Raw genomic sequence first — 10,778 nt, 5'->3', positions numbered from 1 at the left:
CGGCAGGCCCTCTCCGGGCGCGCCCGGGCTTCCCGAAACCCGCTTGGCGCGGGGCGAGTTGAGGACCGCCCGGCCGGGGCGCGGGAAATGGCAGCCGTCGGCGTGAACGACGGTCAGGGGGTCTCGGGCCGCAGCCGAAGTCCCTGCATGCCTCCGTCGACGGCCAGTTCGGTGCCGGTCGTCGCACCGGCCGACGGCCCGGCGAGGTAGCACACCGCGGCGGCGACCTCCTCGGCGGAGACCAGCCGGCCCGTCGGCTGCCTGGCTTCCAGGGCGGCTCGTTCGGCGGCCGGGTCCGGTGCGGCATCCAGCAACCGCCCGATCCAGGGGGTGTCGGCCGTACCGGGGTTGACGCAGTTGACGCGGATGCCCTCACGGATGTGATCGGCGGCCATGGCGCGCGTTAGCGCGAGAACGGCGCCCTTGCTGGCGGAGTAGAGGGCACGCTGCGGCAGTCCCGCGGTGGCGGCCACGGAGCAGGTGTTGACGATGGCCGCGCCGCCGGGTGCCGCTGCCGCGCCGTCCGCGGCGGCCGCGCGGCGCAGCAGCGGCAGGGCGGCGGCGCTGACCCGGGCGATGCCCGTCACGTTGATGTCCAGAACCCTGCGCCACTCGTCGTCGTCGTTGTCCTCGACGGTGCCCTGGGCGCCGACGCCCGCGTTGTTCACCAGTACGTCGAGACGTCCGAAGCGCTCCCCGAGGGCCTCCAGCGCGGCGTTCACCGACGCCCGGTCGGCCACGTCGCAGGGCAGCCCCCACAGGCCGTCCGGCAGCGCGCCGCCGGCGACGTCCAGGACGCACACCTGCGCGCCCCGCCGGGCCAGTTCCCGGGCGACGGCCAGGCCGATCCCGGAGGCGCCGCCGGTCACGGCGGCACTCCGGCCGCCGAACTCGCCCTCGGAGGATGCCGTCTGCTGAGCCATGCTGCCTCGCCGTCCTTCGTACGTGATGCCGCCGTGCGTGCCGGATGCCGTGCGCGCGGGTCCGCCGCCGGACCGCCGGTACGCGCCTGCACCGCATCCTGGCGGCGTGGTCGGCAGAGCGTAAAGGCGGGTGCGCGGATGTCCACACGGTCCCCGCCGGTCCCTCAGGCCTCGGGCCCGTCCTCCTCGCCGGTGGTCCGCCCGGCTGCCAGGTCCCGCGGCCTCCCCCGCTCGTACAGCAGCGCCGACGCGACGAGCCCCGCGGCGAAGAACCCGGCCGCGCACCAGTAGGCGACCGCGAAGCTGTGGACGTTCGCCCGCTCGACGAGATCCGGGGTGCGCTCGTGGGTGCGTGTGTAGTCGGTGAAGGCGTGGGCCGCCATCGTGTTGAAGAGCGCGGTACCGACCGAACCCCCGACCTGCTGCATGGTGTTGACGGTGGCGGATGCGACGCCCTGGTCCCGTTTGACGACGCCCAGCGTGGCCAGGCTGATGGCGGACGGCATGACGAGCCCGAGCCCCACGCCCATCACGAGCAGCGGCGGCAGCACGTGCGCCGCGTAGCCGCTGTGCGGGCTGAGTGCGGTGAGCCAGACCAGCCCGGCCGCCGCCAGCCCCATTCCCGCGGGGACGACGGGCTTCGGGCCGATGCGGGGAATCAGCACGTTCGTCGAGAGCTGGGCCGTCGCCATCAGGGCGCCGACCATCGGCAGGAAGGCCAGGCCGGTCCGCACGGGTGAGTAGCCGAGCGTCCTCTGCAGGTAGTAGGTGAGGAAGAGGAAGACCCCGAACATGCCCGCGCCCGCGATGAAGACGCTGATGAAGGACGCGGCGCGGTTGCGGTCGCGCACGATGCGCAGCGGGAGCAGCGGGTTGTCCGTACGCGATTCGTGGACGACGAAGCAGGAGAGCAGCACGGCACTGAGGGTGAGGGAGGCCCAGCACCGCCAGTCGCCCCAGCTCTCGGTGTCGGCGCTGGAGAACCCGAAGACCAGGCAGAAGAGCCCTCCGCCGACCAGCGCCGTCCCCGCCAGGTCCAGCCGGGGACGGTGGGTTGACCGGTGCGGCGGCAGGATCGCCATGGCGCACAGGGCTGCGACGACGGCGATCACGATGTTCACGTACAGCGTCCAGCGCCACGTCAGGTACTCGGTGAGCACGCCGCCCAGCAGCAGTCCGATGGCCGCACCGGAGCCCGCGATGGCTCCGAAGACGCCGAACGCCCGGGAGCGCTCACGCGGCTGAGTGAAGGTGGTCGTCAGCAGGGACAGCGCGGACGGGGCGAGCAGCGACCCGAACATGCCCTGCAGCGCACGTGCGCCGATCAGCGCCGTGAAGCTGCCCGCGGAGCCGCCGAGGGCGGAGGCGACGCCGAAGCCGATGAGCCCCGTCACGAAGGTCCTGCGGCGCCCGAGCAGGTCGGACAGGCGGCCGCCGAGCAGGAGCAGGCTGCCGAAGGCCAGCGTGTACCCGGTGATGACCCACTGCCGGCCCTCGTTGGAGAACCCGAGGTCCCGCTGCGCGGAGGGCAGGGCGATGTTCACGATCGTCGCGTCCAGGACCACCATCAGCTGGGCCAGGGCGATGACGGTGAGCGCCCACCACCGGTGTGACGTGCGCTCCTCCTCGCGCGCGCCGGAGGCGGAGCCGGAACCGGCGTCGCCGCCGGGAGAGGGACCGGCCGGTCTGGGGGGCATCGGCGGACCTCGCGGCTCCACGGCTGACAGGACGGTGACGCTTCGCAGTCGTCACGCTATGTCCGGATTCCGGTAGCCGCAAAAGATCAAGGTCCCGGGCGGTCCCACGGAACGGTACGCGCGGCGCGAGGGTCAGGACGGGCGGGTGCCACGACGGGCGAGGCCGGGGCGAGCCGGAACCCGGTGCTCAGGGGCTTCCGTATGCCTCGCCACCGACCGCGAGGCGTGCCGTGCCCGCGGTGCTGTCCGCCAGCCAGTCGCGGAAGCCGTCTAGTTCCGCCTCGGGCAGCCCCACTTCGATCGTCACCTCGGCGCCGTAGCTGACCTCGCGTACGGAACGGCCGCCGGAGCGCAGGCCGTTCTCCAGCCTGCCTGCACGCTGGTGGTCGGTGGTGACGGTCACCAGGCGGTACCGCTGCCGCACACGGGTGCCGACGGCGTCCAGTGCCTCGCCGACGGCGCCGCCGTACGCGCGGATCAGCCCGCCGGCCCCCAGCTTCGTACCGCCGAAGTAGCGCGCGACGACGGCGACCGCACAACGGACCCCGCGGCGCGTGAGCATCTGCAGCATGGGCAGCCCGGCGGTGCCGCCCGGCTCTCCGTCGTCGTCGGACTTCTGCAAGCCGGCGTCAGCGCCGATCACGTACGCCCAGCAGTGGTGACCGGCTCCGGGGTGCTCCGCGCGGACCCGCGCGATGAACGCCTTCGCGTCCTCCTCGGTGGCCGCGGGAGCAAGTGCGCACACGAACCGGGAGCGGCTGACCTCGGTCTCGTGCACGCCTTCGCCGGCGACGGTGACGTACTGCTCCTGCATACCGGCACCTTACGTTCACGCCCGGCACAGCCGGGAGCGGGAATGGCGGGGCCCGTCCTGCCCGTTGGAGAGGTCATGGACTCAGACGCGGAGACGGTACGCAGGATTCTCACCGAGTCGGGCGACACGTGGGCGGTGGTCGGCCTCTCGACGAACCAGTCGCGCGCGGCATACGGCGTCGCGGGTGTGCTCCAGCGCTTCGGCAAGCGCGTGGTGCCGGTGCACCCCAAGGGCGAGACGGTCCACGGCGAGCAGGGCTACGCGACGCTCGCGGACATCCCCTTCCCCGTGGACGTCGTGGACGTGTTCGTCAACTCCGAACTGGCGGGGCAGGTCGCGGACGATGCCGTGGACGTCGGGGCGAAGGCCGTCTGGTTCCAGCTGGGAGTCGTCGACCGTAGCGCGTACGAGCGCACCCGGGCCTCCGGCCTGGACATGGTCATGGACCGGTGTCCGGCGATCGAGATCCCGAAGCTGGTATGAGCGGCACTGAACTGCCTGACCGTGGTGCACGGCCGTGATCAGGACCCGCATGGCCGTCCCGGACGACGCCCGCGAACTGGTGCGCCTTCGCAGGCTGATGTTCCTGGGCATGCACGGGAGGGACGAGCCGGGCCCCTGGGAGCGGGACGCGGAGGCCGTCGCCCGCCGTGAGCTGCGCCGGGACACGGCGAGCGGCCGCCTGGGCGCGTTCGTCGTGGACGGGGACGAGCCGGGACCGCCGCATCTGGCGGCCTGCGCGGTGGGCACGGTCGAGGAGCGCCTCCCCGCGCCGAAGCATCCGGCCGGGCGCTTCGGGTTCGTCTTCAGCGTCTGCACGGACGAGCGCTACCGGGGGCGGGGCTACGCGCGGACGACGACCGAAGCGCTCCTGGCGTGGTTCGCCGGGCAGGACGTGACACGGGTCGATCTGCATGCGAGCGGCGACGCCGAACACCTCTACCGCTCCATGGGGTTCGCCGATCATTCGATTCCGCTCTCGATCGACCTGTCGGCGCGGCGGGAGTGACGGCCCCTTCGAGAGCCCTGCGCGTCCCGGGCGGCACGGCCTGTCCGGGTGCGTACGCCCGGCTCAGACGCCCAGGTCCTCCAGGACGACGGCGCCCGGCAGTCCGGCCAGCGCCTTGCCGGGGACGATGAGCTTGCCCCGGCGGCGGCCGCTGCCGATCAGGGTCCAGGGCAGTTCCGTGACGGCCGCGTCGATGAGCACCGGCCACCCCTCGGGAAGCCCGATGGGGGTGATGCCTCCGTACTCCATGCCCGTCTCCTCGACGGCGGTGTCCATGGGCGCGAACGACGCCTTGCGCGCCTGCAGCCGGCGCCGGACGGCGCCGTTGACGTCGACGCGCGTGGTGGAGAGCACCACGCAGGCGGCCAGGGTGCGTTCTCCGCCGCGTTTCGCGGCCACGACGACGCAGTTGGCCGAGGTGTCGGTCAGGTCCTCGCCGTAGTGCTCCACGAAGACGGCCGTGTCGGCCTTGTCCGGATCGGTGTCGACGTACAGCAGCTGGTCGGCGGGCACCTCGCCCTTCCAGGCCCGGACCGCGTCCGCCGCCGGGCCGGTGAAGTGACCGGCCGCTCCGGCGGGTGCTGCCGACTCGAAGTTTCCGATGGGTGCGCGCATGCGCCGCACGCTAGCAGCGGGCCGCGGACCGACGGGCGCCGGTCAGCGGGGTGCGGGCACCGAGATGGCCATGGTCATCTCGACCGGCTCACCGCCCTCGTTGCGGTAGCCGTGCGGCACGTTCGCCTCGAAGGACGCGGAGGTTCCCGTGGGTACCTCGTAGTCCTTGCCCTCGACGCTGAGGGTGAGCAGACCCTCGCGTACGTGCACCAGCTCGGTCGTGCCCGCCGGGTGCGGGTCGGAACGGCTCCCGTCGCCCGGCATGAGCCGCCACGACCACAGCTCCAGCGGGCCCGGAGCCTCGGCACCCGCCAGCAGCGTGCTGTGGCTGCCCGCCTCGGTGGACCACAGCCGAACCGCGTGCTCCGCGGGCACGAGACGCACCTGCGGCTCCTGGTCGTAGTCGAGCAGGGTGGTGATGCTCACGCCGAGGGCGTCGCCGACCTTGACGACCGTGCCGACGCTGGGGTTGGTGCGGCCCTGCTCGATCTGGATGAGCATCCCGCGGCTCACGCCTGCCCGGGCGGCGAGGGCGTCGAGGGTGTAGCCGCGCTCCTGGCGCCGGCGCTTCAGGTTGCGGGCCAGGGACTGCGTGAGGTGGTCGAGGTCCGTCACGGGCTCCGTACACCGTCCAATATTCTGGATGACAGAGTTCAGCGTACTAAACTACGGTGAGCTGTACTTCCTTGTTCACGCCACTGTACTGCGAGGTGCTTCATGACCGCCGCCCTGGCCCTGGTCACCAGCCTGATGTGGGGGCTCGCCGACTTCGGGGGCGGCCTGCTCACGCGGCGCATGTCCGCGCTGACCGTCGTCGTGGTCTCCCAGGCGCTGGCCGCCGTGGTGCTCGGCGCGGTCGTGATCGCCACGGGCGGCTGGAGCGAGTGGGGCGGGCAGCTGTGGTTCGCCGCGGCGGCCGGCATCGTCGGGCCCGTGGCCATGCTCGCCTTCTACAAGGCGCTCTCACAGGGGCCGATGGGCGTGGTCTCGCCGCTGGCCTCGCTCGCGGTGGTCGTCCCCGTCGGGGCCGGTCTGGCACTCGGCGAACGGCCGGGCTGGATCCAGGCGGCGGGCATCACCGTGGCCGTGGCCGGTGTGGTGCTCGCGGGCGGTCCGGAGCTGCGCGGCGCCCCGGTGCAGCGGAAGACGATCGCCCTCACGCTCGTCTCCGCGCTGGGCTTCGGCGCGGTGATGGCGCTGATCGAGCACGCCGGCACCGGCACCATGGCCGGCCTCTTCCTCGCGCTGTTCGTGCAGCGCGTGTGCAACGTGGCCGTGGGCGGTGCCGCGCTGTACGTGCAGGTCAGGAGGGGGGTTCCGGCGCTGCCCGCCGAAGGGGGCGGCCGCGCCGTTCTCGCTGCGCTGCCCGCGCTGGCCTTCGTCGGCCTGGCGGACGTCGCCGCCAACGGCACGTACATGCTCGCGACCTCGTACGGCCCGGTGACCACGGCCGCGGTGCTCGCCTCCCTCTATCCCGTCGTCACCGCGATCGCGGCGCGGGGAGTGCTGCGGGAGCGGCTGCGGGCGGTGCAGACCGCCGGGGCCGGTCTGGCGCTCGCCGGCACGGTGCTGCTGGCGTCCTCCTGACGCCGGGCCCGGCACCGCCCGCACACGTGACGTCACGGCCGTCCCGCCGCCGTGCACCGGGACAGGCGCACCTCGGGTGGCCGGTTCTCTCTACGCGGAGCCGCCCCCCGGCGCGGCAGGGCTGCCCCGGCTCTGCTCGCCCTCGCCCGCGGCCAGTTCGGAGGCGGCCGGCTCGGCGGCCGCCAGCTCTGAGGCGGCCAGGAGCTGCTGGGGCGTCACACCCTCCGGCACCGGCACCGGCGCCGGGGTCCGCAGCGGAGGCTGCCATCCCCGCTCGCCCTCCCAGCGGCGCACGATCCTCGCCGGAGCACCGGCCACCACCGCATGACCGGGCACGTCGCCCCGTACGACCGAACCGGCTGCGACGACCACGTTCCGGCCCAGCCGGGCCCCCGGAAGGATCACCGCACCGGCGCCGAGCCAGCTGCCGCCGCCGATCTCGACGGCGGCACTGCGCGGCCACTGCTTGCCGACGGGTTCATGCGGGTCGTCGTAGGAGTGGTTGGTCGAGGTGATGTAGACGTACGGACCGCAGTAGACGTCGTCGCCGAAGGTCACGGACCCCTGCACGTCCGCGATGACGTGACTGCCGCGCCCCAGGACGACGCCGTTGCCGAGGGTGAGAACCGGTCCGGGCCCGAGGTCCAGGTCCGGCAGCATCCCCGCGGCGAGGGTGACCTCCTGACCGATGACGCAGTGGTCCCCGAGTTCGATCCACGGCGTGCCGAAGACCGTGCCCTGCGGGAAGGCGAGCCGGGTGCCGGGCCCGATCCGCCGGAAGGCATACGGCCCCGGGCGCTCGGCGGTGATGGCACCGGCGTACTGCGCCCGGCGCCATATGCCGTGCACCGCGCGGGACGCGAGCGAGGCGAAGGTGTTCCGGATGGATGGCACGCCCGTCACGGTAGTCCGGAGGGGTGAGTGCGGGCCCGTACAGGCCCCTGTGATCTTCCGCCCACCCATCGCATACGGTTCAAGAAGGGGCCGGTGACGATGGCGATCCGGCCGGGGAGCGAGCGGAGACAGGACGATGACGGAGAAGCGAGCGGTGATCGCGGGTGTGAGCGGCAGGGAGCCCAAGCTCGACGAGGACGCCTACACCGCGCCGACGTCCGTGGTCGTGGGAGCGGTGACCATGGGCGCGGGATCCAGCCTCTGGTACGGGGCGGTGATGCGTGCGGACTGCGACCTGATCACGCTCGGCGACGGCTCCAACGTCCAGGACAACTGCACCGTCCACGCCGACCCGGGCTTCCCCACGCACATCGGCGCGGGCGTCTCGGTCGGCCACAACGCGGTGCTGCACGGCTGCACGGTGGAGGACGACGTCCTCGTCGGGATGAGCGCCACCGTGCTCAACGGCGCCCTGATCGGCTCCGGGTCGCTGATCGCCGCGCATGCGCTCGTGCCGCAGGGCATGCAGGTGCCACCGGGGTCGCTGGTGGCGGGCGTGCCGGCGAAGATCAAGCGGGAGCTGACGCCCGAGGAGCGCGAGGGCATCAAGGCCAACGCCGCCATGTATCAGCACCTGGCCCGTACTCACCGCGACGAGGTCTCGCCCGTCGAAGGCTGAGCGGCCTGCCGAGAGCCGAGCCGCGGCCGGGCGCCGCTCAGTCGCCGGTACGGACCGAGTCGCCGGTACGGACCGCGCCCGGCCCGGCGGGGTCCTGTCCGGCATGGTCCTGTCCGGCGTGGTCCCGCCCGGCGGGGTCCCGCCCGGCGCCGGCTCCCGCCACCTCGGCCTCCGCCTCTCCGTCCGCACCCTCGGCGGCCACCCGTTCGGCCTCGGTCTTACGGGCGCGGCGGCGCACGATGATCATCGAGGCGAGTCCGCAGAGCACGGCCACCACGAGGCCCAGCCAGGAGAAGCGCTTGAGCCACTGCTCGGCCACGATGCCCACGTAGTAGACGACCGCCGTCGTGCCGCCGGCCCAGACGATGCCGCCCAGCACGTTGGCGATGAGGAACTTCCAGTAGGGCATCCTCAGCACACCCGCGAGCGGCCCGGCGAAGATCCGCAGAAGCGCGATGAAACGGCCGAAGAAGACCGCCCACATCCCCCAGCGCTCGAAGGCCCTCTCCGCGGTGGCGACATGATGCGGTCCGAAGTGCTTGGGGAATTTGCCGCCGAGCCAGGCCAGCAGCGGTTTGCCGCCCCTGCGGCCGATCGCGTAGCCGATGGAGTCACCGACGATCGCGCCGGTGGTGGCGCATGCGCCGAGGATCAGCGGGTCGATCTCTCCGTGCTGGGAGGCCAGCAGCGCCGAGCTGACGAGGACGATCTCACCCGGGAGGGGAATGCCCAGGCTCTCCAGCCCGATGACCACCCCGACCAGGAGATAGACACTCACGGCCGGCACGCTCTGGAGCAACTCCTGGACGTCGTGCAACTGAGCTTCCTCCCGCAGGTGATGGGCGCGGGAAGCGTCGGTCGGCCGCAAACCCCGCGCACGCGCCCGGAAGACCACGGGCGCGCGTGCGGGCAGCCTAACCGATGCCGGGAAACGAAGAACGGCGCCGCGAAAGGCGGCAGCAGGTCAGAGGGGCCGCGCAGCGCACGGCCGGCCGCGGACGTCCGTCGCACCGGCCCGGGCCGGACATCGCAGTCGGCATCCGCACCGGCTCAACCGTGCGGCCGCAGCGTCCAGATGATGCTCATCTCACCCGTGACCGCGCCGTCCTCGCGGGCGATCCTCACGTCCACCGGAAACTCCGGCCGCTCCCCCGCGTCCAGTTCGGCCAGCACATCCGCCACGGGCCTGCCGAGCTCTGCCGTCGCCGTCACGGCACCCATGGCGAGCTTCTTGTATCCGATCTCGGCACGGACGGCCAGCGGCACCGCCCGCCCGAGCTGGTCGCCGAAGGCGGCGAGCACGACGGCTCCGCTGGCCGACTCGGCGAGCGTGAACATCGCTCCGGCGTGCGGCCCGCCGACGTGGTTGTGGTAGTCGCTCTGGTCGGGCATCGAGACGACGGCACGCTCGGTGCTGGTCTCGCCGAACTCGAGGCCGAGGGTGCGCACCATCGGGACCGTGTCAGCCATCATCCGGCCGATGGACGGGAGGGAGTCTGTGGACATGGCAGGGAGGTTACCACTCAGTAACTCCGGTCGGTCAACGCCCTCCGTCCTGTCTCCCCAGTTCTCCCCGCTCGTACGGCCGCGCCGGTCAGCCGATGGTGAAGGCACCCTCGGGCGGCTCCGGTGAGGGTGCGGCCTCGCCGTCCCCGACCGGTACGGCCCCCTCGGTGAGGCGGTCCAGCGCCGCGCCGTGCACGACGCGCGCCGGGAAGGCGTCCGAGGCCGTCCTGCGCGCCAGGGCGTCCGCGGGGAACGGCTCGTGCGAGGCGGCCACGACGATGTTGCCGAAGCGCCGCCCACGGAGCACGGACGGCTCCGCGACCACGCATATGTGCTCGAAGACGGTCCGGAACGTGGCGACCTGGGATGCGGCGAAGCGGAACGGTGCGGCGTCGGCGACGTTCAGGACACAGACGCCGCTCTCCCGCAGGACGTGGCCGGCGGCCTGAGCGCAGGAGACCGTCGTCAGATGCGGGGGCACGTGCACGCCGTCGTAGACGTCGGCGATCACGACGTCGGCCGACGCGGCCGGTGACGCGTCCAGGAAGTCACGGGCGTCCTCGGCCGCCAGGGCGATGTCGGCGCCGGGCGGCAGCGGCAGATGCTCCTGGACGAAGCCGAGCAGTGCGGCGTCGGTGTCCGCGACGCGCTGCCGTGACCCGGGGCGGGTGGCCGCCACGTACCGGGGAAGGGTGAGCGCACCGCCGCCCAGGTGCAGCACGTCCAGGGCCTTCCCGGGCTCCGCCGCCAGGTCCAGCACGTGGGCGACGCGACGGGCGTACTCGAATTCCAGGTGCGTGGCGTCGCCCAGGTCGACGTACGACTGGGGCGCGCCGTCGACCGTGAGCAGCCAGCCGCCCTCCTGGTCGATGTCGGGCAGCAGCTTGGCGGTGCCGCCTTCGACGGCACGCGTCACGGGTATCGGCTCCTCGTTCACCGTCCCATTGTGCTGGCGTGCGGCCCGCCGCAGGGACGCCGGCCCGGGCGTGCGCCGGTACGGGTCCGCCGCACGCCCGGGCTCAGGCCCGGGCGGCCCCCGGGGCCGGGGGCCGCC

Annotated in this window: 13 protein-coding genes; 4 read left to right on the top strand and 9 right to left on the bottom strand. The window is 73.0% G+C overall.

From position 1 onward, the window contains the following. Positions 1-113 precede the first annotated feature (113 nt). From AN215_RS00505 to AN215_RS00495, 3 genes are all read right to left on the bottom strand, one after another. Positions 114-923, bottom strand: coding sequence for an SDR family NAD(P)-dependent oxidoreductase (locus AN215_RS00505; protein WP_070008710.1), 810 nt, complete (start codon positions 921-923; stop codon positions 114-116). A gap of 164 nt (positions 924-1,087) precedes the next feature. Continuing rightward, positions 1,088-2,620 carry an MFS transporter gene (locus AN215_RS00500; protein WP_070008709.1) on the bottom strand — a complete coding sequence of 511 codons (1,533 nt, stop codon included), beginning with the start codon at positions 2,618-2,620 and terminating at the stop codon, positions 1,088-1,090. Between the two features lie 187 nt (positions 2,621-2,807). Beyond that, complete coding sequence (locus AN215_RS00495; RefSeq protein ID WP_070008708.1) at positions 2,808-3,434, bottom strand: YigZ family protein; 627 nt, start codon at positions 3,432-3,434, stop codon at positions 2,808-2,810. 75 nt (positions 3,435-3,509) lie between these two features. Here AN215_RS00495 and AN215_RS00490 point away from each other — a divergent pair, with 75 nt between their 5' ends. Next, positions 3,510-3,917, top strand: a complete 408-nt coding sequence (locus tag AN215_RS00490; RefSeq protein ID WP_070008707.1) for a CoA-binding protein — start codon at positions 3,510-3,512, stop codon at positions 3,915-3,917. A 34-nt stretch (positions 3,918-3,951) separates the two neighbouring features. Next, on the top strand, positions 3,952-4,443 hold the full coding sequence (locus AN215_RS00485; protein ID WP_070008706.1) for a GNAT family N-acetyltransferase: 492 nt from the start codon (positions 3,952-3,954) through the stop codon (positions 4,441-4,443). 63 nt (positions 4,444-4,506) lie between these two features. Here AN215_RS00485 and AN215_RS00480 read toward each other — a convergent pair whose 3' ends face one another. Both AN215_RS00480 and AN215_RS00475 read right to left on the bottom strand, forming a co-directional pair. Next, positions 4,507-5,058, bottom strand: coding sequence for a YbaK/EbsC family protein (locus AN215_RS00480; RefSeq protein ID WP_070008777.1), 552 nt, complete (start codon positions 5,056-5,058; stop codon positions 4,507-4,509). A gap of 42 nt (positions 5,059-5,100) precedes the next feature. Then, complete coding sequence (locus AN215_RS00475) at positions 5,101-5,673, bottom strand: helix-turn-helix domain-containing protein (protein ID WP_070008705.1); 573 nt, start codon at positions 5,671-5,673, stop codon at positions 5,101-5,103. Between the two features lie 102 nt (positions 5,674-5,775). Here AN215_RS00475 and AN215_RS00470 point away from each other — a divergent pair, with 102 nt between their 5' ends. After that, positions 5,776-6,645: a DMT family transporter gene (locus tag AN215_RS00470; RefSeq protein WP_070008704.1), complete on the top strand. Its 870-nt coding sequence runs from the start codon at positions 5,776-5,778 to the stop codon at positions 6,643-6,645. Between the two features lie 90 nt (positions 6,646-6,735). Here the strand turns inward: AN215_RS00470 and AN215_RS00465 are convergent, their stop codons facing one another. Next, positions 6,736-7,539, bottom strand: coding sequence for an acyltransferase (locus AN215_RS00465; RefSeq protein WP_245694121.1), 804 nt, complete (start codon positions 7,537-7,539; stop codon positions 6,736-6,738). 136 nt (positions 7,540-7,675) lie between these two features. Between AN215_RS00465 and AN215_RS00460 the strand changes: the two genes are divergently transcribed. Then, positions 7,676-8,218 carry a gamma carbonic anhydrase family protein gene (locus AN215_RS00460; protein WP_070008703.1) on the top strand — a complete coding sequence of 181 codons (543 nt, stop codon included), beginning with the start codon at positions 7,676-7,678 and terminating at the stop codon, positions 8,216-8,218. A gap of 37 nt (positions 8,219-8,255) precedes the next feature. Here AN215_RS00460 and AN215_RS00455 read toward each other — a convergent pair whose 3' ends face one another. From AN215_RS00455 to AN215_RS00445, 3 genes are all read right to left on the bottom strand, one after another. Continuing rightward, a complete protein-coding gene (locus AN215_RS00455) occupies positions 8,256-9,035 on the bottom strand; it encodes a DedA family protein (RefSeq protein ID WP_079122559.1) in 780 nt (259 codons plus the stop codon). Between the two features lie 233 nt (positions 9,036-9,268). Next, positions 9,269-9,724, bottom strand: coding sequence for a DUF4442 domain-containing protein (locus tag AN215_RS00450; RefSeq protein WP_070008702.1), 456 nt, complete (start codon positions 9,722-9,724; stop codon positions 9,269-9,271). An 88-nt stretch (positions 9,725-9,812) separates the two neighbouring features. Beyond that, a complete protein-coding gene (locus tag AN215_RS00445; RefSeq protein WP_070008701.1) occupies positions 9,813-10,661 on the bottom strand; it encodes a spermidine synthase in 849 nt (282 codons plus the stop codon). Between the last annotated feature and the right edge of the window lie 117 nt (positions 10,662-10,778).

Source organism: Streptomyces abyssalis (genome assembly GCF_001751365.1).
In the GTDB taxonomy this organism is placed as follows: Bacteria; Actinomycetota; Actinomycetes; order Streptomycetales; family Streptomycetaceae; genus Streptomyces; species Streptomyces abyssalis.
This window is presented reverse-complemented; position numbering and strand designations above follow the sequence as displayed.

Excerpts from the sequence above, each read along its gene's own strand:
- AN215_RS00505 (WP_070008710.1), bottom strand. The coding sequence starts at position 923 with ATGGCTCAGCAGACGGCATCCTCCGAGGGCGAGTTCGGCGGCCGGAGT.
- AN215_RS00500 (WP_070008709.1), bottom strand. The coding sequence starts at position 2,620 with ATGCCCCCCAGACCGGCCGGTCCCTCTCCCGGCGGCGACGCCGGTTCC.
- AN215_RS00495 (WP_070008708.1), bottom strand. The coding sequence starts at position 3,434 with ATGCAGGAGCAGTACGTCACCGTCGCCGGCGAAGGCGTGCACGAGACC.
- AN215_RS00490 (WP_070008707.1), top strand. The coding sequence starts at position 3,510 with ATGGACTCAGACGCGGAGACGGTACGCAGGATTCTCACCGAGTCGGGC.
- AN215_RS00480 (WP_070008777.1), bottom strand. The coding sequence starts at position 5,058 with ATGCGCGCACCCATCGGAAACTTCGAGTCGGCAGCACCCGCCGGAGCG.
- AN215_RS00470 (WP_070008704.1), top strand. The coding sequence starts at position 5,776 with ATGACCGCCGCCCTGGCCCTGGTCACCAGCCTGATGTGGGGGCTCGCC.
- AN215_RS00460 (WP_070008703.1), top strand. The coding sequence starts at position 7,676 with ATGACGGAGAAGCGAGCGGTGATCGCGGGTGTGAGCGGCAGGGAGCCC.
- AN215_RS00450 (WP_070008702.1), bottom strand. The coding sequence starts at position 9,724 with ATGTCCACAGACTCCCTCCCGTCCATCGGCCGGATGATGGCTGACACG.